The 24168-nt window shown below is 71.0% G+C and carries 23 protein-coding genes and 2 pseudogenes; 6 read left to right on the top strand and 19 right to left on the bottom strand.

Annotated elements, in window-relative coordinates:
• Window positions 1-161: 161 nt before the first annotated feature.
• Complete coding sequence (locus ACWD6N_RS29515; RefSeq protein ID WP_354965760.1) at window positions 162-1616, bottom strand: serine/threonine-protein kinase; 1455 nt, start codon at window positions 1614-1616, stop codon at window positions 162-164.
• 108 nt (window positions 1617-1724) lie between these two features.
• Between ACWD6N_RS29515 and ACWD6N_RS29520 the strand changes: the two genes are divergently transcribed.
• Window positions 1725-2450, top strand: a complete 726-nt coding sequence (locus tag ACWD6N_RS29520) for a TOPRIM nucleotidyl transferase/hydrolase domain-containing protein (RefSeq protein WP_354965761.1) — start codon at window positions 1725-1727, stop codon at window positions 2448-2450.
• 88 nt (window positions 2451-2538) lie between these two features.
• Here ACWD6N_RS29520 and ACWD6N_RS29525 read toward each other — a convergent pair whose 3' ends face one another.
• The gene (locus ACWD6N_RS29525; protein WP_387327583.1) at window positions 2539-3522 is read right to left on the bottom strand and encodes an NAD(P)-dependent alcohol dehydrogenase; all 984 of its coding nucleotides are present in this window, start codon (window positions 3520-3522) and stop codon (window positions 2539-2541) included.
• 114 nt (window positions 3523-3636) lie between these two features.
• Between ACWD6N_RS29525 and ACWD6N_RS29530 the strand changes: the two genes are divergently transcribed.
• Window positions 3637-4353 (top strand): TetR/AcrR family transcriptional regulator, encoded by a 717-nt coding sequence (locus tag ACWD6N_RS29530; protein WP_387327586.1) that lies wholly within the window; start codon window positions 3637-3639, stop codon window positions 4351-4353.
• 147 nt (window positions 4354-4500) lie between these two features.
• Window positions 4501-4778, top strand: a pseudogene (locus ACWD6N_RS29535) (hypothetical protein); the annotation flags it as partial.
• Window positions 4779-4830: 52 nt separating this feature from the next.
• Here ACWD6N_RS29535 and ACWD6N_RS29540 read toward each other — a convergent pair.
• Window positions 4831-5778, bottom strand: a complete 948-nt coding sequence (locus ACWD6N_RS29540; protein ID WP_450005455.1) for an NADP-dependent oxidoreductase — start codon at window positions 5776-5778, stop codon at window positions 4831-4833.
• A gap of 101 nt (window positions 5779-5879) precedes the next feature.
• Between ACWD6N_RS29540 and ACWD6N_RS29545 the strand changes: the two genes are divergently transcribed.
• Window positions 5880-6443: a TetR/AcrR family transcriptional regulator gene (locus tag ACWD6N_RS29545; RefSeq protein WP_387327592.1), complete on the top strand. Its 564-nt coding sequence runs from the start codon at window positions 5880-5882 to the stop codon at window positions 6441-6443.
• A 67-nt stretch (window positions 6444-6510) separates the two neighbouring features.
• On the opposite strand, the gene ACWD6N_RS29550 is transcribed toward ACWD6N_RS29545, so the two are convergent.
• From ACWD6N_RS29550 to ACWD6N_RS29565, 4 genes are all read right to left on the bottom strand, one after another.
• The gene (locus ACWD6N_RS29550; RefSeq protein ID WP_387327595.1) at window positions 6511-6954 is read right to left on the bottom strand and encodes an OsmC family protein; all 444 of its coding nucleotides are present in this window, start codon (window positions 6952-6954) and stop codon (window positions 6511-6513) included.
• Window positions 6955-7013: 59 nt separating this feature from the next.
• On the bottom strand, window positions 7014-7412 hold the full coding sequence (locus tag ACWD6N_RS29555) for a VOC family protein (RefSeq protein ID WP_354965767.1): 399 nt from the start codon (window positions 7410-7412) through the stop codon (window positions 7014-7016).
• A 37-nt stretch (window positions 7413-7449) separates the two neighbouring features.
• The gene (locus tag ACWD6N_RS29560; protein WP_387327599.1) at window positions 7450-8217 is read right to left on the bottom strand and encodes a hypothetical protein; all 768 of its coding nucleotides are present in this window, start codon (window positions 8215-8217) and stop codon (window positions 7450-7452) included.
• Between the two features lie 109 nt (window positions 8218-8326).
• Window positions 8327-9412, bottom strand: a complete 1086-nt coding sequence (locus tag ACWD6N_RS29565; protein WP_387327602.1) for a hypothetical protein — start codon at window positions 9410-9412, stop codon at window positions 8327-8329.
• A gap of 216 nt (window positions 9413-9628) precedes the next feature.
• Here ACWD6N_RS29565 and ACWD6N_RS29570 point away from each other — a divergent pair, with 216 nt between their 5' ends.
• Window positions 9629-10342 carry a hypothetical protein gene (locus tag ACWD6N_RS29570; protein WP_354965770.1) on the top strand — a complete coding sequence of 238 codons (714 nt, stop codon included), beginning with the start codon at window positions 9629-9631 and terminating at the stop codon, window positions 10340-10342.
• Window positions 10343-10576: 234 nt separating this feature from the next.
• Here ACWD6N_RS29570 and ACWD6N_RS29575 read toward each other — a convergent pair whose 3' ends face one another.
• The gene (locus ACWD6N_RS29575; RefSeq protein WP_354965771.1) at window positions 10577-10966 is read right to left on the bottom strand and encodes a RidA family protein; all 390 of its coding nucleotides are present in this window, start codon (window positions 10964-10966) and stop codon (window positions 10577-10579) included.
• A gap of 115 nt (window positions 10967-11081) precedes the next feature.
• Here ACWD6N_RS29575 and ACWD6N_RS29580 point away from each other — a divergent pair.
• Window positions 11082-11318: pseudogene (locus ACWD6N_RS29580) on the top strand (SAM-dependent methyltransferase); the annotation flags it as partial.
• A 36-nt stretch (window positions 11319-11354) separates the two neighbouring features.
• Here the strand turns inward: ACWD6N_RS29580 and ACWD6N_RS29585 are convergent.
• The 11 genes from ACWD6N_RS29585 to ACWD6N_RS29635 all read right to left on the bottom strand — a co-directional run bounded on the left by ACWD6N_RS29585 (window position 11355) and on the right by ACWD6N_RS29635 (window position 24153).
• Window positions 11355-11714 (bottom strand): hypothetical protein, encoded by a 360-nt coding sequence (locus ACWD6N_RS29585; RefSeq protein WP_387327605.1) that lies wholly within the window; start codon window positions 11712-11714, stop codon window positions 11355-11357.
• 112 nt (window positions 11715-11826) lie between these two features.
• Window positions 11827-12996, bottom strand: a complete 1170-nt coding sequence (locus ACWD6N_RS29590; RefSeq protein ID WP_387327608.1) for a hypothetical protein — start codon at window positions 12994-12996, stop codon at window positions 11827-11829.
• A complete protein-coding gene (locus tag ACWD6N_RS29595; RefSeq protein WP_449938814.1) occupies window positions 12993-13505 on the bottom strand; it encodes a SigE family RNA polymerase sigma factor in 513 nt (170 codons plus the stop codon). Before ACWD6N_RS29595 ends, ACWD6N_RS29590 begins: the two co-directional genes overlap by 4 nt.
• A 175-nt stretch (window positions 13506-13680) precedes the next feature.
• Entirely contained in the window at window positions 13681-14670 is a 990-nt protein-coding gene (locus ACWD6N_RS29600; protein WP_387327614.1) for a DMT family transporter, read from the bottom strand.
• Window positions 14667-16097: an aldehyde dehydrogenase family protein gene (locus tag ACWD6N_RS29605; RefSeq protein WP_387327616.1), complete on the bottom strand. Its 1431-nt coding sequence runs from the start codon at window positions 16095-16097 to the stop codon at window positions 14667-14669. The genes ACWD6N_RS29600 and ACWD6N_RS29605 overlap by 4 nt, the downstream gene beginning before the upstream one ends.
• Window positions 16094-17269: a Glu/Leu/Phe/Val dehydrogenase dimerization domain-containing protein gene (locus ACWD6N_RS29610; RefSeq protein WP_387327619.1), complete on the bottom strand. Its 1176-nt coding sequence runs from the start codon at window positions 17267-17269 to the stop codon at window positions 16094-16096. Before ACWD6N_RS29610 ends, ACWD6N_RS29605 begins: the two co-directional genes overlap by 4 nt.
• Complete coding sequence (locus tag ACWD6N_RS29615; RefSeq protein WP_387327622.1) at window positions 17266-18876, bottom strand: 5-guanidino-2-oxopentanoate decarboxylase; 1611 nt, start codon at window positions 18874-18876, stop codon at window positions 17266-17268. The genes ACWD6N_RS29610 and ACWD6N_RS29615 overlap by 4 nt, the downstream gene beginning before the upstream one ends.
• A gap of 12 nt (window positions 18877-18888) precedes the next feature.
• Window positions 18889-19698 carry an SDR family oxidoreductase gene (locus ACWD6N_RS29620; protein ID WP_387327625.1) on the bottom strand — a complete coding sequence of 270 codons (810 nt, stop codon included), beginning with the start codon at window positions 19696-19698 and terminating at the stop codon, window positions 18889-18891.
• The gene (locus ACWD6N_RS29625; protein WP_387327628.1) at window positions 19695-21794 is read right to left on the bottom strand and encodes an acetate--CoA ligase family protein; all 2100 of its coding nucleotides are present in this window, start codon (window positions 21792-21794) and stop codon (window positions 19695-19697) included. The genes ACWD6N_RS29620 and ACWD6N_RS29625 overlap by 4 nt, the downstream gene beginning before the upstream one ends.
• Entirely contained in the window at window positions 21791-22960 is a 1170-nt protein-coding gene (locus ACWD6N_RS29630) for an acyl-CoA dehydrogenase family protein (RefSeq protein WP_387327630.1), read from the bottom strand. The genes ACWD6N_RS29625 and ACWD6N_RS29630 overlap by 4 nt, the downstream gene beginning before the upstream one ends.
• 65 nt (window positions 22961-23025) lie before the next feature.
• Window positions 23026-24153, bottom strand: coding sequence for an ABC transporter ATP-binding protein (locus ACWD6N_RS29635; RefSeq protein ID WP_387327633.1), 1128 nt, complete (start codon window positions 24151-24153; stop codon window positions 23026-23028).
• Window positions 24154-24168: the final 15 nt, after the last annotated feature.

A 24168-nucleotide genomic window follows, 5' to 3' on the forward strand; every position in this document is an offset into this window, starting at 1 on the left:
CCCCGCCGGCCCCGGCGGCCGCCGCCCCGGCGGCCCCCGCCCGCCACCCCCGCCGGGGGGGGGGGGGGGGGGGCGCCCCCCCCCCCCCCCGCCACAGCAGGTCTGTCATCATCCCGCCCGCCTCTGGCCCGACCTGGGGCGACTTGGGCCGGATCTCCGGGTCACCCGTCGAGGCGGGCGGTGAGGTCGGCGCCCGTGGCATCCGCCGTCGCCGACTGGACCGGCGCCACCGCGTTGCCTCCGGCCGCCGACTCCTCCGCCGTCGGTGCATCCGCCGGCTCCTCGGTCGGTGCCGCTGTCGTTGCGCCCGTGGGAGCCGGCGTCGGTTCCTGCGGGGCGCTTTCAGAGGTGGTGGGGCCGGGTGAACCCTGACTGCTGTCGCCTGAAGGCGTGGACCGGCCCGTCGTGCCCTCGGCTGCTGGACGGCTGGTCGTCGGGGTCGCGGATGCGGGCACGCGTACCGGCGGACCGGCGGAATTGCGTGTGGCGGGTTCGCCGCCACCGACGCCAGGGCCAGGCTTGTCCTGCCCGGGTGGCACCGATGTCCGCACCGCGGGCGGTACCGCGGGAGGTCCCGACGGTCGCCCGGCCGGGCCCGGCCGCATCCCGGTGGGATCAGCCAGCACCAGGACGGCAGCAACAGCGGCCAACGATCCGAGAAGCACCGCGAGCGTCGTACGTCCGGGACGGACACCCCGGCTCAATGCGCCGCCGAGGGCCAACCGCCGGGTGTTCGGGTGCTCGGTCCGCGGCCCGGTCGCGGTCGCCCAGGTGGCGGCCCTCAGTTGCGGGTCGGACGAGTCCGCGAGCGCCTGCGCCGCGGTGGCCAGGGCCGCCGCCGTCGGGAACCGGCGGGTGGGCTCCTTGGCCATCGCGATGGCCACCAGCTGCCGTACCTGCGCCGGGACGCTCTCGGGCAGCGGCGGTGGTTCCTCTTCGAGGTGGCGCAGCGCCACCGCGACGGCGTTGTCGCCCTGGTACGGGGGTTCACCGGCGAGGCAGTGGTGGACGACAGCGCCCAGCGCGTAGATGTCGATCGCCGGTGTGCTCTCGTTCTTGGACACCTGCTCGGGCGCCATGTACAGGGCGGTGCCGACGACCTGGTTCACCCCGGTCAGGCTCGCCGCCTCCGGCATGACGGCAACGCCGAAGTCGACGAGCACGACGTGCCCGTCCGGCTCGATGATCAGATTGTTGGGCTTGACGTCCCGGTGGACGATGCCGGCGTCGTGCGCGGCCTGCAGGGCTCGGGCGGTCTGCGCGGCGATTGACATCGCCTCGGCCGCGCCCAGCTGGCCGACCTCGGCGATCCGCTCCGACAGGGACTGTCCCTGCACACATTCCATCACGATGTAGGCGAGGACCGGCTCTCCGGGCCGGGACATCTCGCCGTAGTCGTAGACCTGGGCGACACCCGGGTGACGCAGGGCCGCCATGGCGCGTGCCTCGCGGCGGAACCGCTCGCCGAAGCCGGCGTCGGCGACCAGGCGGGGGTGCAGCATCTTGACGGCCACGCAGCGGTCCAGGGTCTCGTCAACCGCCCGCCACACGTCGCCCATTCCGCCGCTGGCGATGCTCTCGACCAGGCGGTAACGGTCTCCGACGACTTGCCCCACACTCGGCATGATGCTTTCGGTACCCCGGACTCATCGTTCTCAAGCACCGCGCCGCCGCCCGGTCGCCCGACCTCCGATATCGGGTTGTCGCCGCCATACGCCTCGACGATGATGGCCACGACCCGCATCCCAGCCGACGGAACCACCATGGATCTCGCCCAACGTCGTGAGCTAGCCCGCAGGGCGCTCGATGGCTACGAGAGTGGCCCTGACGCCACAACCCGGGCGATGACCAGCGCCCGGGCGAAGATGGGCGACGCTGTGGCCCTGGTCCTGGTCGAGGGTCTCAGCGACCAGATCGCGCTCGAGACGGCCGCGACCGGCGGCGGCCGGGATCTCGAAGCGGAGCGCGTCGTGATCGTGCCGATCGGCGGGGCACACGCGATCGGCCGCTTCCTGACCGAGCTGGGCCCGCTGACCACTCAGGTGCGTCTCGCCGGCCTGTACGACGTGCGTGAGGAGGAAGTCTTCCGGCGCGCACTGGTCGCCGCCCAGATCGGCTCGCCCCACACTCGCGCCGACATGGAGCGCCTCGGGTTTCACGTCTGCGTCAACGACCTCGAAGAGGAACTGATCCGGGCCGTGGGCGCCGCAGAGGTGGAAGCCCTGTTCGACTCGCAGGGCGATCTGGGTTCGTTCCGCTCGCTGCAGAACCAACCCGCCTGGCGCGGCCAGGAACCCGAGCGGCAGATGTGGCGGTTCCTCCGCAGCGGCGCGCGTCGCAATCTGCGCTACGCACGACTGCTCGCCGAGGCGGCAATCGGCCGGGGTGCGCTGCCTCGGCCACTCGCCGCGCTGCTCGAGGCGGCGAGGACCGACAGGGCTGTGGCGTGACAGAGGGATGGGATCGGCGATGGACGGCCCGACCCGGGTTGCGCCGGCCGCCGATCCGACGACCCGTCGATGCCCGCCGGCGCGCACGTCAGACGGTGATGACGACTTTCGCCCGCGCGTGTTCACCTTCGAGGTATCGCATGGCCTGGGGCACCTCGTGCAGCGGATAGGTGCGGTCGATGACCGGGGTGAGGCGGCCGGTCTCGGCGTGCGCGCGGAGCGTGTCGAGGTGCTGCCGGCTGGGTGCCGCCGTGAGGATGACGATGCGGTGTCGGACGAAGGGTGCCAGCAGCCGCCCCCGCGCGATGAGCTTGACCGGTCCGATGAGGCTCCCGCCGCGGTACACGCCGCCGCCGGAGAGCACCAGCGTCCCGGTCGGGGTCAGCACCCGCCGGAGCGCGGTGAGTGAGCGGTTGCCGACCAGGTCGAACACGACGTCGTAGCGGCGGATGTCGCGGGTGAAGTCGTCCTGGGTGTAGTCGACGACGTGGTCGGCGCCGAGGGAGCGGACCAGGTCGACGTTGCGGGTGCTGCACACACCGGTCACGGTCGCTCCGAGCGTCTTGGCCAGTTGGACGGCCATGGTGCCGACGCCGCCGGAGGCCCCGTTGATGAGAACGCGGTGGCCCGACTCGACCTGCCCGACACCGCTCAGGCCCATGAGCGCGGTGATGCCGGCCAGTGGCAGGGCGGCCGCCTGCTGCGGCGTCAGGTTCGCCGGCTGCGGCGCGACAAGGGTCTCGGGTACGCACACGTACTCGGCGAACGCGCCGTTGGCGTCACCGAGGTCGCCGAAGACGGCGTCACCCGGGCGCACCTGGCGAACCTGCTTGCCGACGGCCTCGACCCGGCCGGCGAAGTCGCGGCCGCGGATGCGTGCTCGGGGCCTTGATCGGCCCATGGCCAGCCGCGCCATCCGGGGGTCACCACGCATGGCATGCCAGTCGTACGCGTTGAGCGCGGCGGCCTCCACCCGCACGAGCACTTCGTCGGCGGCAGGGACCGGCGCGTCCACCTCCGCGAGCGTGAGCGTCTCCGGCGGGCCGTAGCGGTCTTGAACGATCGCCTTCATCTTGCTCCCCTTCCCCGAGTGTACGGCGTACACCCTTAGAAACAAGGTAGGTGTACGCCGTACACCTGTCAAGAGGATTATGGTTCAATCGGCCGCCGAACGATGAGGAGCGAGATGGCTGAGCAGGCTGAGACGCTGCGCCGGACGCCGCTGAGCAGGGACCGGGTCCTGCACGCCGCCGTCGCGCTCGCCGACGGGGCCGGGATCGAATCCCTCAGCATGCGCAACCTCGCTCAGGAACTGGGCGTCGTGCCGATGGCCCTCTACAAGCACGTGGCCAACAAAGACGAACTGCTCGACGGCATGATCGACGTCGTCGTAGGCGAGATCGACCCGCCCGTGCCCGACGCCGACTGGAAGCTCACCGTCCGCCAGCGCATCCTCTCGGCGCGGCAGGTGCTGCAGCGCCACCCCTGGGCGCCGCTCGCGATCGAGTCACGGAACATGGCGACGCCGGCCATCCTGTCCTACCTCGACTCGATGATCGGAACGTTCCGGGCCGGCGGGTTCTCCGTCGACCTCGCGCACCACGTCATGCACGCGATGGGTAGCCGGATCCTGGGCTTCAGCCAGGAGCTGTTCGACGCCGCCCGGCGCGCCGGCCGGTCCGGCACGACCACCCCGGAGCCACCGGCGGCCCTGCCCCCGGAGATCGCGGCCAGATTCCCACACGTCGCGGAGATCGCCATGGCGGCGTCCCACGACGACGCGTCCGTCCTCGGGCAGGGCTGTGACGACCAGTTCGAGTTCGAGTTCGCGCTCGACCTGCTCCTCGACGGCATCGAACGGCTGCAACAGCAGGGCTGGGCATCGCCACGCCGGCCTCGCTGAGCCGTCGGCCAGTGGTGGCGGTCCTGCCACCCGGACCATTCAGCCCACCCCTGCCGCGCCCAGCCCACTCCCCCAATCGAGCCGGCGGCCGACCCGTGCACGCACGGTACGGTCGGCGGTCGAGTTGCTAGCGTTCGGCGCTTGTGCGATGAGGAACGGACGGCGGCCGGGGAGAACGCGTTCGGCCTGGCCGCGTTCGGCTCGGCGAGTGAGATCTGCGCCGACGTATGGATCCCCGGTTTCGCGGGCGCGCCCGCGGACGCCCGACCACGCACCGGCGACGGGCACCGGACCGTGCGCGGCGGCACCGCCGACCTCTACCCGTGGCAGGGCTGCGACGAGTGGCTATTGCTGCTTTCCGGCACCGGTACGAGCACGCCCAGTTCACCTCGGTCCGTCCGGTCGCACCGCTGCCAGCCCGTTAGGGTCTGTCGAAGTCGGCGACAGCCCGTGATCTCGTCCGCCGCCTGCGGATCGTCAGATGTCCGCCCGGTCGTCGCTGACGATGATGGCGATCTTGCCGCGGCGGGAGCCTTCGCCTGCGGCGGTATGCGCGGCGGCAGCCTGATCGAGGGTGAACACGGCCTCGATCGGCATCCGGAAGCGGCCCTCAGCGAACAGTGCCGCCGCCTCGGCAAGGCCGTGGCGTCCGTCGGGTTGGCCTCCGAGCTGTCCGGTCGAGATGCGGACGTTGTGCCGGGCCGCGCCGAAGTCGGCGAGGGTCACCACCTTCTCGGGTGTCCCGGTGATCTCGATCAGTTCCGGGAGCGAGCCCGCCCCGGCGATGTCGAGAGCGCGGTCGACCCTGGTCACGCCGAGTGCGGGGATGCGGTGCGCAAGTCCCGGGCCGTACGTGGTCGGGGTGGCGCCCAACTCGGTGATGAAGGCGTGGTTGTCGGACCGTCCGGTCCCGATGACGTGCGCGCCGCGTGCGGCGGCGAGTTGCACGGCGACACTGCCGACACCGCCGGCGGCACCGTCGACGACGATGGTCATTCCGTCCCGCAGGTCGAGGAGGTCGAGGGCCCGGGTGGCGGTTTCGATGCTCGATCCTGCGGCTCCGGCCTGTGCCCACGGCATCGAGGCAGGCTTGTGCGCCCAGAGCCGCAGTACCGCGAATTCGGCGTGGGCGCCGCCGAGCCGGGCGACGTTCACCGTGCCGAACACGTCGTCGCCCACGCCGACACCCGTGACACCCGGTCCGACCGCGTCGACGACTCCGGCCGCGTCGACGCCCGGAATGTGTGGTAGCGACAATCGTGTGCTCATCGGGGTGGCCCCGGACCGGAGGCCGAGATCGACCGGCGAGAGTCCGCCCGCTCTGACCCGCACGCGGATCTCGCCAGCGCCGGGGTGAGGCATGTCGGCGCTACCCACCTGGAGAACCTCGGGGCCGCCAAACTGATGGAACTGAAGTGCGAACACCGCTTCCTTCCCTGGCCGGAGGGTCCGGCTCCGCAGTACCGTAACGACGAAACGGAGCAGGTGTTCCAGATGCGGTCGAGGTGAGAGAGCAGGGACAACGGATGTCTCGGATCGAGCGCTCGGACGCTCGGGCCAACCGCGAACGCGTCGTGACCGCGGCGCGCGAAGCGTTCGCCGAGGGTGGGCTCGAGGTACCCGTCCGGGAGGTGGCTCGCCGTTCGTCGGTTGGCATCGCGACCGTCTACCGGCATTTCCCGACCCGGGCGGACCTCATCACGGCGGTGCTCTCCGAGCGGGTCGCCGTGTGCGGTGCCGAGATGCGTCAGGCGCTGGCAGACCCGGACCCGTGGCGGGCGCTCTCCGGCACGATTCTGCGGTTCGCGGACCGACAGGTACAGGACCGAGGGCTCAACGAGGCGCTGCTCGGATCACACGAAGCCGGGCTCGCGTTCAGACGGGAACGGAAAGAGCATTCAGCAGCCTTCGAAACGCTCGTCGGACGGGCACACGCCGCGGGAGTTCTCCGCGAAGGTGTCACGGTCGACGACGTCCGGGCTGGCCTCCTGGCGATCGCGTCCTTCCGGGCTCTGCCGCCGGAGAGAAGCGCAGTGTTGATTCGACGGCTGGGCAGACTGGTGCTAGCGGGGCTGCGCGCTCCGAACTGACACCTGCGCTGCGTCGCGTGGCTCGGGTGACGTGAGGAACGGACGTCCGCTCGTCCGCCCGGAAACCTCACTCCTCGTCGGGTCCGGCAGCCTCGACGATCGAGACGGGAGTGCCAAGTTCGACGGTACGGGAGACGGTGCACAACCGTTCGTGCGACTGCTGCAACGACCGGGGCAGCGCCTCGCGGGCCCTGTCGCCGTCCTCGCCCACCGGGAACGTCACGGTGAACTCGACCCTGAGGTTCTGCATCCGGTTTCCTCCGGCCTCATCCCGGATCTTGTCGCCCGTGACGTCGACGGAGAACCGGGTCGGCTCGGCGCGGCGGCTGGTGATGTGGTCCACGTCCACCGCGGTGCAGCCGCCGATGGCAGCCAGCAGCAGTTCCACCGGCGTGAAGCTGGCGTCCTCGCCCGTGCCCATCGACAGCGAACCGCCGCGGATGTTCCGGGCGACGTAGTTCCCCAGACCGGTGCGCTCGATCTCCACCGAGCGGAAGGTGTCGTCACTCATGACAGGAAACTACCCAACCCTCCTGGTCCCCCGAGCCACCGGCCTGCGCTGGGAAGGAGTCAGACGTCGGCTTCGAGCGCGAAGGTGTTGCCGTCCGGGTCCTGGAACCACGCGATACGTCCACCGCCGGCCCGAGCGGTGATCCCCTTGGCGTCGTGTGCGAACTGGTCGTAGCGCGTGAACTCGACGCCGGCCGAGGTGAGCTCGTCAACAATCTGGTCGATGTCGTCGACGTACCACGTCGCGAGCGTCGCCGAGGTCTTCCCGGCAGTGACCGACTGGTACACGTTCAGCGCCGGCCCGCCACCAGACCCATAGACACGGCTGCCATCGGCGATGGTGGCACTGGGGCCGGACCGCAGCGCCTGGAGGCCCAGTTTGCCTTCGTAGAAGGCGACCGCCTTTCGTATGTCGGACACGGCGACCGAAGCTCTGAGGTGGTACCTGTTCAAGGGCATGAGCCACCTTCCCACACCCGCGGAGCCGGGCCGACGGTCAGCCGCCCATGCCCAGCTGGGGATACAGGGCGTCGGGGGCGGCGACCGCGCCTCGCGGCCGCGTGACGTCGATGGCCGCGCCGAAGTCGCTGTAGCGAAGGGACGCGTTCGGCATCCCGCTGGCGGCTGGGATCAGGAAACTGACCAGCCGACCCTCGGTGTCCAGCGTTGCGCGGAACGCGTGGCTGCGCACGCTGTCGGGAAACGTGCCACCAGGGCCGGGGTTGAAGTTGATCCCGTTGCCGGCGCCGATCCGGGTCACGTCGATCGTCCCGGTGATGTGCGAGCCGTCTGCTCGTGCGGTGACGATCGCGTTGATGAGGCGGGCCGAGCCGCCGGGGTCGTTCTTGCCTGGGGCGAAGCTCAGGGCGAAGGCTGACGGCACCCGGGCCGGGTCGAGGGTCATCCATTCGTGGCCGACACCCGGCAGGTCCACGTCGGTCTTCATGTAGACGTCGTTGTCGATCATCCGGATCTCGGTGATCCGGCCGAACGTCGAGAGCGTGGCGTCGGCGCGCTTGTTGACGTTGTCGGCGTGCAGCAGTGACGTGACCTGACTCGCGATGTCGACGTCGACGCGAAAGCTCGTGTGATCGATGAACTTCGTACCTGCCCGCAGCAGGTCGATCGCCTTGGCCGTCGTGGCGGCCTCAACGTTGACGGTCGGCACCGGGGCGGGTTCGCTTCCCGTCCGCGGGCCAGCCGAGTAACCCAGAAGAAGCAGTGTTCCCGCGAGAATGCCGGCCATCGCGGCTCGACGTGTCATAACCACACATGGTATGCGGCTGTCGCAGTGCAACGGCATTTGTCGATCAATCCACCTGGTCCCGCACCGTCGGGTCGGCCTCGTTCCCTGCCGGCGCGTTCACCCGTGCTCAGGCGACTTTGAGGCTGAAGGCGCCGACCTGGTTGCCGCGCTGCACGTAGTGCGGCAGGTAGAGCTTCCACGTGACCGTCAGCTCCCGCCCCGGGTGCATGGAGGCCGGCACCTCGGCGACCATTTCGAACACGGCGGTGCCCCCGGCGGGGATCTTGGTCAGCGGACGGCAGTTCAGCCGGTACAGCTGAGACGTGTTCACGGCCTCATTCGTCGCATCGCCGAGGGAGAAGCGTTCCATCAGATAGCCCGGACAAGGGTCCAGCGCGAGCGGGCCACCGGTCGGGTTGCCGAGTGTCACGCGGAAGGTGAGCCGCGACCCGGCCGCGGCGGCTGGCGGCCCCGCGACAGTGACGGTGAGCTCGTCGAGCGGCGAGGATGGAGGCCTCGACGCCGCGACCGGCTCGGTGAACCCGCTCACGTACAGCGTCGCCCGCGCGTTGGGATTGACCCCCTCGCCCTGCTGGCAGCCGGGGCGGTCGTCCGCGGTGATGGGTGCGCGTAACGTGCCGCCGCCGTCCGGCACCTGGATCGCAAGCTCCAGCGCCCCGTCAGTCGGTTGGCAGAACGGCCCGGACCAGTCCAGGCGCAAGCTGGCGTGGCCACCGGCAGGCACGGCGACCACCCGGGCCCGAGCCTCGCCGTTGATGCCGTGCTCGTAGAGCATGGGAATTTCACGGCCGTCAGCGAACATGGTGGTGGGCACTTCACCCTGCAACGTGCACTCGACCTTCGACGAGTTCCGCACGTCCACCTCTCCGATGAGCTTGCCGATGGCGGCATCCCTGCCGCGGGGTGTCTCACCGCCGTTTCCGGGCCGCGTCCAGCGGACGAGTCGGCCGGACAGCTGCTGCGCCCGGCACGGCTTGCTTGCGGCTGCCGGGACCCGTGGTCCGGCCGGGCGCCCGTTGAGGTCCTCCGCCGTGATCTTCAGGTCAGCCCACGGGACGCTGCCGTCGGCGAGCAGCGAGGTGGGCGCTGGCTCTGCGGCCGACCGGTCCGGACGACCCGGCTGGGCATTCGGCCCGGCGCAGGCCACGGCAACAGCGAGCACGATCAGCAGCTGCGGTAGCAGTCGACGCATGACCACCACCCTCGCATGACGGGACGGCACGGCGCCTAGGTAGCCGTGCTCAGAGACAGGGTCATACGCCCCGTGCAGGTCACGAGCTCGCCGGCCGGGCGGGCGTACACCGCCAACATGGTCAGAGACCATTCATCCCACCCCGTCCCAATGCGAGGGAGGCCCGAGGCACTAGCATTGCCGCGGTCCGGGACGGCTCTGCTGAAACGAGGCGAAATGCGGTGGCTGCGGCGGTTGCTGGGCGGCGGGCGGGTCCAGCTTGATCCCGAGCGGCAGCAGGCGCTGCTACGGGACGTCCAGTACCGGTACGGCGCCCACGCGCAGATCCGGTTTTCCGAGCAGGTCGAAGCGGTCACCGCACTGCTGAAGGGCGACGACGGCTTGGTGGTGGCAGCCCGGATCGTGAGCCAGGTCGCCGACGAGGCCCATGCGGACCTGCAGGCCCAGGCCCACGACATACACCGCCGGACGGGCCGGCGGCTCCTGGTGCACCGCCGGAACTCCCGGCCGCTGTGGAAGGAGGCCGGCCCGGCCCTGCGGTGGCCACTGTTCGCGTTGCCGTGCGGCTTCCACCCGTACGCGCAGGTGGCCGCCGCGGTCGCCGTCGTCGGCGACCATGCGGGGCGGCTCGACCGGGTGACCGACCCGAACCCACTCGTGACCCGCGTGTTCGAGGTGCTCGACCTCACCACCGCCGGTTGGGAGTACGGGCGGGTGCGGGTGGACACCGACGCCGCCGCCCTGGCCGATCGACTGATCTCGACCGCCGGGCAGGTCCTCGCAACCATGGACGACCCTCCCCGGCTGCCACCTCCGGTCCGTGAGCTGATGCGCCGCAACAACACCCTCGACGTTCATGACCCGACCGGCCCTCGGGTGGTAGGTGCGATCAACCTGGGTGCGAAGATGCGAGAGCGCCTCCTGGTCTGACCTCCGCTTCCCAGAAGGGGCCAAGGCGGAGCACCGCCGATCAGCTGAATCGTGCCGTGAATTGGTCCAACTCGCTGACCTCGTCAGACATTGTTGAGCACTAATCTGGGCCGGTGCAGGACCAGCGGCCGGTGGAGCCAACGTTCCGCGGAGCGTCCCGCCGCCTGCTCGTGGATGGGCTGGTCGGACACTTCGACGACGCCTCCCGTTCCCCCAGGCCTGGTGCGCGGGCCGCTACGTGGTGGCTCGCCGTGCGTACACCTCGATTTCGATCTTCATCCGAGGGTCGGCGAGGCCGCACACGAGCATCGTGGCGGCTGGCCGGACCTCGCCGAAGGCGCGACGCAAGGTCGGCCAGCAGGGCTCGAAGTCGGCCCGTTCGGGCAGCAGATAGCGCACCCGGACCACATCGGCGAAGGTGCACTTCGCCTCGGTCAGCGCGGCATCTATGTTGCGCAGGCACTGCTCGGCCTGCTCCACCACGTCGTCGGAAATCGTCATGGTGGCGTAGTCGAAGCCGGTCGTCCCGGACACATGCACCCAGTCGCCATCGACCACGGCTCGGGCATAGCCGATCTGCTCCTCGAACGTCGAGCCGCTGAGGATGGAACGTCGCTCTGTCATGCGCCGAACACTAGGTGACCGGCACAGGGGGGCGAGGCAGCTGTGCCCCGGGGCAGCACACGACGGTACCCCTCGGCGCGCATCCGAGATGGTTCCTATAGTCACCCGGTGACCATTGAGCAGGTTCGGGCGAGCCATGGCCCCGTCCGGAACGTTGGTGCTGGGCTTCTTCGACGGTGACGAGGTCGCGGCCTTCGACCACAAGGTCGTGACCGCCTATCGCTGGCCCGTCGACGAGCTCTCCGAGCGACTGACGCGCGCCGGCTTCACCGAGGTTGAGCGCCTGCACCGGCCCGCCGACGGCACTCATCGGCCGCACGCCGCCATCGCTGCCATCGCCACCGAAGGCTGAGCCGAGCGGATCGCCTCGAACTACTCCACGCGTTGCCTACCGCAGCCACCGCAGTGCGGCATCGGCAGTGTCCTCAGGGCTGCTGTTGAAGGCGATGGCCGCCCGGGGCGCGTGCTGCCGAACAAGGTTGACCACCTTCTCGAAGAACTCGAGCAGAGGCTCATGCTTGCGGATACCGCCCCCCACCACCACGCAGGCGTAGTCCTTCCCGGTCAGAGCCTCAACGATCGCTCCCTCGGCGTTCTCGTCGGGTACCACCAGGCACATGTCGGCCTCGATGCCATGATCAGCGAAACGGGCCTGGCCGCGCGCGATCGCCGCTACGACCGGTTCAGGATCCCAGCCAGGAATCCGGACGGGATCGAGACCAATCACCAACACTCGCCCCGGTGCCATGCATGCTCCTTCTTCGTCCACCCGATGCTGCCACAGGTGGTGCCAGGCGTGCTCGGTCCCCGGCCGCCGCAGCCGACACCAGTGCCAGCGGCAGGGACCGAGCGCGCGACCTTCAGCGGTGGCAGCGCCACACCAGCGGCCGGTACACCTGGTTCTCGTAGACCGCGCCGACCACGGTCAGACCGTCGTCGCTGATCCCATTGGCCGTGTACGTGCCCGCCTCGGTCGCCCGGACCTCGGGCCGACCCGGCAACCGGCGGGACGTGCCGTCCGGGGCGACGACCAGCGGTGCGCCGTCGCCGACCAGCAGGTCGCCGTTGCCGGCGATGCCGGCCGCCCCGGGGAACGGCAGCAGGTTCACCGCCCCGGTCGTGAGATTCCAACGTACCGGCAGCATCTGCACGGCGCCGCCCTGCTGCCCGCCCGGAACCATGCCGATCGCCCATTCGCCGTGCGCCGAGTCGACCGATGCGCGCGGGTAGCCGTCGGGCACCGCGAGCGCCGCCCCGCGGCCCTGCGGCGTCCACCGGTAGGGCAGTTGGCCCATCGCGCCTACGACAGTGCCGTCCTCGGTGATGCCGGTCGCGGTGGATCCCGGCCGTCCGACGAGTCGGTACTCCTGCGGGCGGTCCACCGACCACAGCACGGCGTGGTGCGAGTCGCCGGCTCCGCTGGCGGTGCCGGCGATGTCGCCCCGGCCGTTGACCGCGTGCACGAGGACCGCGTGGTAGCCGGGTGGGGTGGCCAGGAAGCGCAGCTTTCCATCCCGGTAGACCCAACCGGTGCCGTCGCCGTTGGTGCCGACCACGACGCCGTCAGCGTTGACCGCGGCCGCGTGCCGCGCCCCGGCCGGCAGGACGCCTGCCCGGCCGTCGGTCCACCGGACGACCCGCCCGTCCTCCCGCCCGGTGCCGATGTCGCCGACGATGTACCGGCCGGTGGGGTCGACGCCGTTCGCCACCGCGACCGAACCGTCGATCGGCTGCGGCAACCACGACGCCTCGCAGGTGACCGGTGAGACCGGAGCGGTCGACCTGGTCCCGGCCGGTGAGTCCGCGAGGGCCGGCGTGGTCGGAGCCGGCCCACCGACGGCCCCGGTGAGCTGGACCGCGCCGACGACGCCGAGCCCGGCCAGCACCGATACTGCGGCGATCCCGCCGACGCGGCGGCGCTGGCGGCGACGCCGGCCGTCGCGGATGGCGCGGCCGACGTCAACCCTCGGCTCGGGAACCGGCGCCGATCGCAGCAGTTCGGCGATTCGTTGGTCGTCCAACGTGGTCATCTTGCGTTCCTCCCGGACATCTCGGTGACGTCGAGCACCTGGCGGACCGCTGCCAGCGCCCGAGCCGTCTGCGACTTCACGTTGCCTTCGGAGCAGCCCATCGCGGCGGCTGTGTCCGCCAGCGACAGGTCGCGCAGGAACCGCAGGACCAGCACGGTGCGCTGGCCCCGGGGGAGGTGGGCGAGCGCGGCGACGAGGCTGTCCCGCTCGGCCAGCTCGTCCTGCGGGGTGACCGGCGGGCGCTCTGGAGCTGGCACCGACCCCAGCAGCTGGACCTTCGCCCAGCCCAACCGCTTCTCGTCGACGAGCTTGTGGACCAGCATCCGGTGCACGTACGCGTCGACGTTGTCGGCCCGGCTCACCCGCCGCCAGTTCACGTACAACGCCGTGATCGTCTGCTGTACCACGTCGTCCGCCAGATGCGCGTCGCCGCACATCAGAAACGCGGTCCGATGCAGGCTCGGCAGTCGCGCTGACACGTACTCCACGAACTCATGCTCGGCATCCACCATCGAGGCTCCCTCCTCCGCAAGCTCGACGGGTCCGGGCGACCACCAGGTTGCGTCCACGCCGAAGTTCGAACCACGATCAGCCCTCGGTGGCGGTCGGGAAACCACGTCGGTCAGGTTTCGTCCCCTGGCGGCGGTCGCAGATTGCGGGCGGGTGCGACAGTGGCCTGGCCCGTCATGGTCTCCTACCTTCCAGCTGCCGCCCCGGCGGTGTCTGACGAGGCGCGCGGGCAGCGCCCGGTCGCCGTCGCGACGAGAACATGGACGCTGCCGGCGGTCCCGGCGCCGGTCGACGGGTCGTCACCACAAACAGCATCGCGACCAGTACCAGGGACCCGCCGGCGACGCCGCGTAGGTCGAGGGTCTCGCCCCACAGCGCGAACCCGAAGAACGCCGCCCACACCGGTTCCAGCACCATCAGCACCGCCGCCCGGGCCGCGGACACGTGCGCCTGCGCCCACGTCTGCACCAGCATCGCGACCGCTCCGGCGACGACTGACAGGTAGAGGAACGACAGCAGGTCGCCCCACTGTGGGCCGTGCAGGCCGTCCGCCGCCCCGATCGCCAGAAAGCAGACTCCCATGGTGAGCAGCTGCACGAAGGTGAGCGGGTAGGCCGTACCCGCCGACGTCCAGTGGCCGAGGGCGAGGATGTGGACGGCGTACAGCAGTGCCGCCACCATGGTGAGCACCTCACCGAAGCCCAAGGCGTAGCCCCGTAACGACATCGCCGCCACTCCGGCCGTAGCCACAACGGTTGCCAGCACGGTCAGCCGGTCCGGGCGTACCCGCAGCAGCAGCGCGCCGAGCAGCGGCGTGAACACGACGTACATGGACACGACGAAGGCCGAGACGGTCGCGGCGGTGTGCTTCAGGCCGACGAACTGCAGCAGTTGGCCGGCGCAGTAGACCAGGCCCAGCGCGATGCCGATCAGGGCGCCACGCCGGTCCAGCCGCAGGATGGCCCTCGGGCGTACCAACCCCACCACCAGCGCGGCGAGCAGAAAGCGCAGCGCGAGGTAGTCGGTGACCGCGATCCGGGTGAGCAGGTCCTTCGACAACGAGAACGTGGAGCCCCAGATCACGGTGACCCCGACCAGCGCCAGCGCTGCGGAGCTGAGTGCTCGTCGGTGCGGCGGTCCGGGCGTGACCGCCTGCGCTGTCACCATTGCACCGACTTGGTCTCCAGGAACTCCTCGATGCCCCACCGGCCCAACTCCCGGCCGTTGCCGGACCTGCGGTAGCCACCGAACGGCGCGACAGGGTTGAAGGTCCCGCCGTTGATGTCGACCTGGCCGGTTCGCATGCGACGAGCGAAGGCGAGCGCGCGGTCCTCGTCGGCGGCCCACACCGCCCCGGCGAGGCCGTACGTCGTGGCGTTGGCCATCGCCAGGGCCTCGGCCTCGCTGTCGTACCCCTGCACAGTGAGGACCGGGCCGAACACCTCCTCGAGGACGATCTCCGCGTCGGGCCGCACGTTGGTGAGCACCGTGGGCCGCACGTAGTGGCCCCGGTCGAGGCCGTCGGGTCGCGCGTGCCCGCCCGCGGCGACGACCGCACCGGCTTCGACTGCCCGGGCCACGAAACCCAGGACGGTGTCCCGCTGGGCGGCCGAGACGACCGGTCCGATGGCCGTGGCGGCGGCGGTCGGGTCTCCCACGACGAGGCGCGCCGTGGCCTGCCCGGCCACGACGACCGCATCGGCCAGCAGGTCGGCCGGCACCAGCAGCCGCGACCAGGCGCTACAGGTCTGGCCGGAGTTCAGCATCGCGGACTCGACGGTGGCCGTCACGGCGGTGGCCAGGTCCGCACCGGGCAGTACGACGCTCGCCGACTTCCCGCCCAGCTCGAGGCAGACCCGCTTGATGGTGGGTGCGGCCAGCGCCGACACGCGGGCGCCGACAGCGGTCGACCCGGTGAAGGACAGCACGTCGATTCCGGGATGGCCGGCCAGGGCCTCCCCCACCACCCGACCCGCCCCGGGCACCAGGTTGAACACGCCGGGTGGCAGGCCAGCGTCCGCGGCGGCGTCGGCAAGCAGGTACGCCGACAGCGGGGTCAGCTCCGCGGGTTTGAGTACGACGGTGCTGCCCGCCACGAGTGCACCACCGACCTTGGCCAGCACCTGGTAGAGCGGGTAGTTCCACGGGGTGATGCACGCGGCGACCCCGGCCGCTTCCCGCAGCACCAGCGAGTTGCCTACCCGCTCCTGCCACACCACGTCCGGCGCCGCGGTCAGGTAGCCCGACAGAACCGCGAGGCCGCTGTCGACGTGCGCCTGCTCGGCGACCGTCCGGGGCGCGCCGACCTCGGCGATCGTGGTTTCGACCAGCAGGTCCCGCCGCGCATCGAGCACCTTCAGCCAGCTGGTGAGCAGGTCTACCCGCTCGTCGACCGGTCTGGTCGACCAGTCGACGAAAGCCGCCGTGGCCGCGGCGACCGCATCGTCGACCTCACCCACGCCGGCATCCGCGGCGGCGCCGATGGGCTCTTCGCTCGCCGGGTTGTCGACCGCGACGGTCCGTCCGTCACGCGTGGGCCGCCAACGGCCACCGACGAACACCTCCGCCCGGTGCCACTCCGCGCGGCTCACCCGGTCACTCCGGCGCGCTCGGTCACCGCCTCGGCATTGCGCCGCGCCAGTTGCAGGGCACATGCACGCAGGGTGCGGCCGGTGCGATCGGCCTCGACGCTGACGGCCTCGACCAGCCGGCGCATGGTGCTGTCGATCTTCGAGTAGGACGAGGCGGCGGTCGGCTCGATGTCACCGAAGACGATCCACCACCACCACGCGTTGGTCATCACGTTCGCCAAAAAGTCGGGGACGACCGGGATGCCCCGTGTCACCAGGGCGGCCTCCGCCTCCGGGAGGGTGGGCATGTTCGCACCCTCGACCACCACCCTGGCCGTGATGCGGGATGTGTCGGCCTCGGTGATGACGTACGACATCGCCGCCGGGACCAGCAGGTCGCACGGGACGTCGAGCCAGGCCTCACGCGGGCCGGTGCGGTCCTCCGGGCGAAGCACCGCCCGGTCGATCACGCCGAGACCGTCGCGGGCGCCAAGGAGCAGTTCGACGTCCAGGCCGGCGTCGTTGCGGATCAGCCCGTCCCGGTCCGCCACCGCGATGACCCGGACCCCTGCGGCGGCCAGATAACGGGCGACCGCACCGCCGATCGAGCCGAAGCCCTGCACCACGGCGGTCACCCGCTCATGGTCCAGGCCCATGCGTTCGGCGGTCACCAGGCACGCCTGGGCGACACCGTACCCGCCGACCAGGTCGGCCAGGCAGAGGCCGTCCACGTTGACGGCGAACGCCTCGGCCAGCCGCTGCCGTGCGGCGTCGGCATCCGGGAGGATGGCGAACACGGCCTCCACGGTGGAGGCCAGACCGAGATCGGCGGCGACCTTGTCGAGGGTCTCCTGGCGTAGCCCGAAGTCCTCGCCGGTGTTCCACTGCTCCTTGACGATCGGACGTACCGCGGCGAGGAACCGGCGTAGAACCTCGGGTGCCTCCGGGTCGCCGGGGTCGATGTCGATACCGCCCTTACCCCCGCCCAGCGGGAGGTAGCGGTCGGCCGGGTCGTAGACCAGCGACTCCTTGCGGGTCATGCCCTGGGCCAGGCCGCGAACCTCGTCGAGGGTGCAGCCGTCGCGCAGCCGCAGGCCGCCGCTGGCCAGGCCGCGGATCAGGGTGTCGATCACCACGTAGCCTTTCCGCGACGTGACGGGGTCTGTCCAGGTGATCTCGAGTAGCGAGCTCATGCGAGTGGTCCTTCGGAGGCGATGGCGGCGGGGTCGTGGTGCTTGAGGTGGATCACCGTGGGCCGGTCGGCGGCGAGGGCCTCGCGGACCGCGGCGGTCAGCGTGCCGGGGTCGTCGAGGGTGACCCCGTGGCAGCCGAGGGCACGGCCGAGGGCGGCGAAGTCCGGTGCGGTGAACGTGACCGCGTGCACCGGATCACCGCGATCGACCATCTCGTTGCGGATCTCGCCGTAGCCGCTGTTGTCGACGACGACGACCGGCAGCGGCAGGCCGAGGGCGGCGGCGGTGGCGAGCTCGGCGACGGTGAACATGACGCCGCCGTCGCCGAGCAGGGCGACGACCGGCCGGTCCGGGTGTCCGACCTTGGCCCCAACCGCGGCGGGAAGCCCGTAGCCGAGGGTGCCGTATCCGGTCGGGTACAGGAACGACGAGGGCCGGTAGGTCGGTAGGTTGGCCAGCGCGCCGTAGTAGCAGACCATCGCGCTGTCGGCGCTGACCACCGCGTCACGGGGCAGCGCGGCGGCGAGCGCCTCAATGACCGGTAGCCATTCCGCTCCCTCGGTCCGCGCCTCCTTGAGCTTGCGCTGCCGCCACCGGCGGGCGGTTTCGACGGCCGCCGGGGCGGTGCTGGTCGCCGGGAGAGCCGCCAGCAGCGCACGCACCGCGGGCGCCGCGTCCGCGATCAGGACGATGTCCGGTACGGCGTTGGTGACCGCGCCGACCGGATCGATATCGACCCGGATCAGCCGGCCGTTGAGCGGTAGGGGACCGTTCCACAGGTCCGAGGGTGCGAGCTCGGTACCGACGGCGAGTACCGCGTCGGACTCGGCCACCAGGTCACGCACCGACGGCAGGTGTATCCCGGCGCCGAGCGCGAGAGGGTGGTCCTCGGCCAGCACTCCCTTACCGTTGGTAGTGGTGACCACCGGAGCGCCGAGGCGTTCGGCGAGCAGTCGCACCTCCTCCCCCGCCCGACGTGCACCACCGCCGGCGAGGATGACCGGTCGGTGCGCCGCGGCCAGCCGGTGCGCCGCGGCGGTGATCTGTTCGGCCAGCGGGGCCGGCCGGGGCACCTGCACGGGCCGGGGAATGTCCACCGCGCCGGTCTCGGAGAGGACGTCGAGCGGCACCTCAAGGTGCACGGGTCGGGGTCGACCCGCCGTCATGGTGGCGAACGCCTGGGCGACCGCGATCGGGATCTCGGCGACGCTGGCGGCCCGGATGCTCGCGGCGGCCACCGCGGCCAACGCGGCACCCTGGTCCCTGGTCTCGTGCAGGAGTCCGTTGCCGAGGCCCGGATGGCGTAACGGCAGGCCGGGCGACACCAGCAGCACCGGCACTGAGTCGGAGTAGGCCTGGCCGACCGCGGCGGCCGCGTTGAGCACCGCCGGGCCGCTGGTCACGACAGCCACCCCCGGCCGGCCGGTGGTACGGGCGTAACCGTCGGCGGCGTAGCCCGCGCCCTGCTCGTGGCGGTGGCTGATGTGCCGTACCCCCTGCTCGGCGAGGTGGCGGTAGATCTCCAGGTTGTGGGTGCCCGGGATGCCGAACACGGTGTCGACGCCGTGGGCGACGAGGGCGGCGACGAGCGCCTGACCACCGGTCATCTGCGTCATGGTCTACCGCCCGGCGGAGGAGTTGGCGTACACGACCTTGCCGAGCCACTGGCCGCCGTCGACGGAGAGCACGTCGCCGGTCACGTAGCCCGCGCGCCGCTCGTCGAGGAGGAACGCGGCGGACTCGGCAACCTCCTCCGGCCTGGTGAACCGACCCGCCGGCACGCTGCCGAGCACCCGGGCCCGGTCCTCGGCCGTTGGCCACAGTGCCGCGCCGGCGCCTTCGGTCTCCGTGGGGCCCGGCGCGATGCAGTTGACCCGGATCCCGCGGGCGCCCCACTCGGCGGCGAGGGTGCGGGTCATGGCGAGGACGCCGCCTTTCGCCGCGGCGCTGTGCACGGTGCCGGGATGGCCGTGCCAGGCGTAGCTGGCGATCACGTTGAGGACCGCTCCACCGCCCGCCGCCAGCATGTGCGCGGCCGCGGCGCGAGTGCAGTAGAAGGTGCCGTTGAGGACGATGTCCACCACCGCTCGCCAGCCGTTGGGCGACAGATTCTCCGCCGGGCAGACGAAGTTGCCCGCCGCGTTGTTCACCAGGGCGTCCAGTCGCCCGTGGTCGGTCACCACCCGGTCCACCGCCGCGGTCACGGCATCGGGGTCGCGCACGTCGCAGCAGGCCACACCGGCCTGGACGCCGTACTTCTCGGCCATCCGGGCGGTCTCCTCCAGCGGCTCGCGGCGGCGCCCGAGCACCACGACCTCGCCACCGCCGGCGGCGTACCGCAGGGCAATCGCCCGGCCGATGCCGGAACCGCCGCCGGTGACCAGCGCGACCTTGCCAACGAATTCGTTGTACGGCGATGTGCCGATCATTGGTTTGCTCCTGTCAGTACCGGATCGGGTGCCACGTCGTCACTGGGGAGCGCGGTGAGCACCAGAGCATCCACCGCCAGAGCGCCGTCGGGGGCTATCCGCAACGGGTTGATCTCGCACTCCACCACGTCTGGTTCCTCGGCGAGCAGGCGGGACACGGCGGCGACAACCCGGGCGGCGGCGTCGACGTCGACCGGCGGGCGGCCCCGCCAGCCCTGCAGCATCGGGTAGGCGCGCAGGGATTCGAGCATCCGCTTGGCCTGCCCCTCGCTGACCGGCGCCAGGGCGAGTTGCACGTCGCGGTACAGCTCAGCCTGCACGCCGCCGAGCCCGACCAGCACGAGCGGACCGAAGGACCGATCGCGTCGGGCGCCGACGATCAGTTCGACCACGTCGGGCCGGACGTCCATTTCCTCGAGTACGTAGCCGCCGGCACCCAGTCGTCCGGACATGTCGGTGAACGCGCCGACGGCCGCTTCGCCGTCGGCCAGTCCGACGACGACGCCCCCGACGTCGGATTTGTGCTCCAGCCAGTCAGCCTTGAGCACGAAGGGCCCGGTCATCGCCGCCGCGGCGACGCGGAGGTGGTCCGCCGACGCGACGGCCGACGCCCTCGGGTACGGCACGCCGTGCCGGGCGATGCGATCGCGTCCGTCGAGGTAGAGCGCGGCCTCGCCCACCGTCACGGCGGCGGGCGCGGCCTCCCTGAGCTGGTCAGGGACGCGGTCGAAGAGGTTGGCGGCGAGTCCCAGGGAGCGGGCCACCCCGTCGATGGTGTGCAGCGTGGGCACCGCCTGAGCGCGCATGGACTGCACGGCTTCGGAGTCATGGCTCATGCTGTGCACGACGACCGGCCGTTCGTGGCGGCGGACCGAATCGGCCAGCATCTCGACGACCTCGAGTTCCCGGTCCACCAGTGCGGGGGTGTCCGAGCCGTACGACCCGAAGTAGCCGGACAACACCACGGCGTCGACCTCGTCGCTGGCCAGTAGCATCTCGACAATCCGGGAATAGGTGTCCAGGTCCTGCTCGCCGGCGCCGGCCAGGTCCACGGGGTTGGCCAATGCCGCGGCGGCTGGCAGGACTGCCGCGAGCGCGTCGGAGAGAGCCGGGGACAATCGCGGCACCGTGAGCCCTTCGCGGCACAGGATGTCCGCGGCTAGGGCGCCCTGACCGCCGCTGTCGCTCACGACGGCGACCCGGTGGCCGCGCGGCAGCGGGCTGCCCACGAGCAGATGCGCGAGGTCGATGGCCTGCGCCGGGGTCTCGACGAGCAGTGCTCCGGCGGCACGGCAGGCGGCGGCAACCACGTCGGTCGACACGGTCAGCGCTCCGGTGTGCGAGCGGGCCGCGATCCGGCTGGCCTCGCTGGTACCCACGGTGAGCACCACGACCGGTTTGCCGGCCGCGCGCAGCCGGGCCATGGTGGCGACGAGGTCCCGCCCGGAGGCGAAGCTCTCCAGGTACAGCACGACCGCCTTGGTCGGCTGATGGTCGACGAGGTCTTCGAGCAGGTCTGCCGCGGTGACGTCGACCTGGTTGCCGACCGAGACGAATCGGGAGACGCCGAGGCCGGCGTGCGCGGCCAGGCCGGCGATCTCCAGACCGAGCTGCCCGGACTGGGAGACGATGCCGAGGCTGCCGGGGTGAAAGCTGCCCCAGGCGAGCTCGAGCTGGTGTTCGGCGTCGTAGAGGCCGAGGCAGTTCGGGCCGACCAGCCGGGCCCCTGCCGCGCGGATGCGGGCCGCCAGCCGGCGTTCGAGGCCCGGTTCGCCGTGTACGGCATCGATCCCGGCGGTGATACCGAGGAACCCTGTGGCCCCCAGCGCCAGCGCCTCGTCGACCACGGCCGGGATGCTGGCCGCGGGCGCGCACAGCACCACGAGTTCCGGAGGCTCCGGCAGGTCGCGCAGCGAAGCGTAGGACTGAACTCCCTCAATCGTCGGGGACTTCCCGTTCACCAGGTACACCGAGCGGCGGTCGGCGCCACGCATCGCGCCCCGAGCGAGCCAGTAACCCCACTTCGCCGGGTCGCCGGAGGCACCGACCACGGCCACGCAGCGGGGATCGGAGAAGACCGACAGCGAGGCGCTCATTTCTTCTGCGCCAGGGAGCGGGAGATGATCAGCCGCTGGATGTCGGAGGTGCCCTCCTCGAGTTCCTCCAGCTTCGCGTCGCGCAGCCATTTCTCCACCAGGTACTCACGTGAGTAGCCCCAGCCGCCGTGGGTCTGCAGTGCGGCGTTGGTGACCCAGGTGGTGTTCTCCGAGGCGGTGACCTTCGCGATCGCCGATTCCGCCGCCACGTGCTCGCCAGCGTCGAACAGCCGGGCGGCTCGCATCGTGACCAGGTGCGAGATGTCCGTCCGGGCGGCCATGTCCGCGATCCGGAACGCCACGGCCTGGTGCTCGATGATCGGCTTACCGAACTGGACGCGCTCGTGGGCGTACGTGATCGTCGCGTCGAGCGCGGCCCGGGACAGCCCGGTCGCACCGGCGCCGATCAGAATGCGGGACGCGTCGAACGTACGCATCAGGCCGTAGAAACCCTTGCCCTCCGCGCCGAGCCGGTGCCCGACGGGTACCCGCACGTTGTCGAGGAAGATTTCGGCGTTGACGATGCCCCGCTGACCCAGCTTCTTCATCGGATTTCCGATGGCGACGCCGGGCGTGTCCCGCTCGACGAGGAAGGCGGTCACGCCTCTCGCCCGCAGCGCGGGGTCGACGGTCGCGAACACCACGATCCACTGCGCGTAGGGGGCGTTGGAGATCCAGGTCTTCTGGCCGTTGAGGACGTAGTGGTCGCCGTCGCGCACCGCCCGTGTCTGGATGGCGGCGGAGTCGGACCCGACACCGGGCTCGGTGACCGCGACCGCGGTGACCGGCGGCTGCTGACTGGCGAGTGGGGTGAGCCAACGCTTGCGCTGCTCCTCGTTGCCCAGTTCCAGTACCGGCCCGGCGAAGAACGCGCTGGACGTCAGGAAGTTGCCGATGCCGATGTCGCCGTAACACAGTTCCTGCTGTACCAGGCACTGGGTGACCAGGTCGCTGATACCGCCGCCGCCGTACTCGGCCGGCAGCATGTACGAGGCCAGGCCGACCCTGGCCGCCTTGGCCCACAGGTCGAGCGGGGACTCGGTGTCGGCCTCGTCGACCTCACGGGCACGAGGGCGGATCTCCCGCTCGGCGAAGTCACGGGCGAGCGCGACGAACTCGCGCTGCTCCTCGCTCAGTTCGATGCCGTCACGGATGCTGCGGGTCATGGTGCCTCCTTGCAGGGTTCAGCGGACGGCCCTCCCAGGTAGGGCCGTCGACGTACGGGACCAGGTCAGTTGACGCTTGCGGCGCGGTCCCCGCCATTGATGTCGTCCTGGACGACGAGCGAATGCTCGCGATGCCAGTGGGCGAGCACCGCAAGGCCGGGCTGCGGGGTGAACCGCCCCCGGGTGGCGGCGCGGGCCACCAGGTTCCGACCGTCCGGAAGGGTGATCTCGACGCGCAGCCCGCTGCCGAGGTAGACCACGTCGCGGACGACCCCGTCGACGGCGTTGTCCTCGGCGGGCAGATCGGTGCCGGGCTCGGCAAGCTGCACGTGCTCGGGCCGCACGACGAGCGCGGAGCCGCTGCGGGCCGTGTCCGCGATGGCGAACACCGCCTTCGAGGCCTCGTCGACGAACTTCTGCCCGTCACTGTGGCCGGCGAATATGTTCGACTCGCCGAGGAACTCCGCGGCGTAGCGGCTGGACGGCCGCTCGTACAGCTCTTCGGGTGTGCCGACCTGGACCAGCGCGCCGTCGCGCAGGACCGCGATCCGGTCGGACATCGCCAGCGCCTCCTCCTGATCGTGGGTGACGAAGACGACGGTGGTGCCCAGCTCCCGGTGCAGTCGTTTGATCTCAAGCTGGAGCTGTTCGCGTAGCCGCTTGTCGAGCGCGCCGAGCGGTTCGTCCATCAGCAGCGCCTGCGGCTGGAAGACGATGGCACGGGCCAGGGCCACCCGCTGCTGCTGCCCGCCGGACAGTTGGGCGGGCCGCCGCTTGCCCAGGTGGCCGAGTTCCACCACCTCAAGGGCCTGCTGCACCCGTCGGACAACCTCGCTGCGGCCCACCGTCCGGCGGCGGCGCAGCGGGAAGGCGACGTTGTCGAAGACCGACATGTGCGGGAACAGCGCGTAGTGCTGGAACACCATGCCGAGATTGCGCTTGTGTGAGGGCACTCTGGTGAGGTCGCGGCCGTCCACCTGGATGCGCCCCGCGTCGGCGTCGATGAAGCCGGCGATGATGTTGAGCAGCGTCGACTTCCCGGACCCGCTCGCGCCGAGCAGAGTGAGGAACTCGCCGGGCCGCACGTGCAGGCTCACGTCGTCGACCGCGGTCATGCCGCTGTAGCGCTTGACCACGTTGACGATGTCGATGGATGTCCCTGCGCCGCCGAGTTCTGCGAGCTGATTGTTCATGGCGTGGTGTCCTTT

Source organism: Micromonospora sp. NPDC005163 (genome assembly GCF_053599835.1).

Excerpts from the sequence above, each read along its gene's own strand:
- ACWD6N_RS29520 (WP_354965761.1), top strand. The coding sequence starts at position 1,725 with ATGATGGCCACGACCCGCATCCCAGCCGACGGAACCACCATGGATCTC.
- ACWD6N_RS29525 (WP_387327583.1), bottom strand. The coding sequence starts at position 3,522 with ATGAAGGCGATCGTTCAAGACCGCTACGGCCCGCCGGAGACGCTCACG.
- ACWD6N_RS29530 (WP_387327586.1), top strand. The coding sequence starts at position 3,637 with ATGGCTGAGCAGGCTGAGACGCTGCGCCGGACGCCGCTGAGCAGGGAC.
- ACWD6N_RS29545 (WP_387327592.1), top strand. The coding sequence starts at position 5,880 with ATGTCTCGGATCGAGCGCTCGGACGCTCGGGCCAACCGCGAACGCGTC.
- ACWD6N_RS29550 (WP_387327595.1), bottom strand. The coding sequence starts at position 6,954 with ATGAGTGACGACACCTTCCGCTCGGTGGAGATCGAGCGCACCGGTCTG.
- ACWD6N_RS29555 (WP_354965767.1), bottom strand. The coding sequence starts at position 7,412 with ATGCCCTTGAACAGGTACCACCTCAGAGCTTCGGTCGCCGTGTCCGAC.
- ACWD6N_RS29560 (WP_387327599.1), bottom strand. The coding sequence starts at position 8,217 with ATGACACGTCGAGCCGCGATGGCCGGCATTCTCGCGGGAACACTGCTT.
- ACWD6N_RS29565 (WP_387327602.1), bottom strand. The coding sequence starts at position 9,412 with ATGCGTCGACTGCTACCGCAGCTGCTGATCGTGCTCGCTGTTGCCGTG.
- ACWD6N_RS29570 (WP_354965770.1), top strand. The coding sequence starts at position 9,629 with ATGCGGTGGCTGCGGCGGTTGCTGGGCGGCGGGCGGGTCCAGCTTGAT.
- ACWD6N_RS29575 (WP_354965771.1), bottom strand. The coding sequence starts at position 10,966 with ATGACAGAGCGACGTTCCATCCTCAGCGGCTCGACGTTCGAGGAGCAG.
- ACWD6N_RS29585 (WP_387327605.1), bottom strand. The coding sequence starts at position 11,714 with ATGGCACCGGGGCGAGTGTTGGTGATTGGTCTCGATCCCGTCCGGATT.
- ACWD6N_RS29590 (WP_387327608.1), bottom strand. The coding sequence starts at position 12,996 with ATGACCACGTTGGACGACCAACGAATCGCCGAACTGCTGCGATCGGCG.
- ACWD6N_RS29610 (WP_387327619.1), bottom strand. The coding sequence starts at position 17,269 with ATGAGCTCGCTACTCGAGATCACCTGGACAGACCCCGTCACGTCGCGG.
- ACWD6N_RS29615 (WP_387327622.1), bottom strand. The coding sequence starts at position 18,876 with ATGACCGGTGGTCAGGCGCTCGTCGCCGCCCTCGTCGCCCACGGCGTC.
- ACWD6N_RS29620 (WP_387327625.1), bottom strand. The coding sequence starts at position 19,698 with ATGATCGGCACATCGCCGTACAACGAATTCGTTGGCAAGGTCGCGCTG.
- ACWD6N_RS29625 (WP_387327628.1), bottom strand. The coding sequence starts at position 21,794 with ATGAGCGCCTCGCTGTCGGTCTTCTCCGATCCCCGCTGCGTGGCCGTG.
- ACWD6N_RS29630 (WP_387327630.1), bottom strand. The coding sequence starts at position 22,960 with ATGACCCGCAGCATCCGTGACGGCATCGAACTGAGCGAGGAGCAGCGC.
- ACWD6N_RS29635 (WP_387327633.1), bottom strand. The coding sequence starts at position 24,153 with ATGAACAATCAGCTCGCAGAACTCGGCGGCGCAGGGACATCCATCGAC.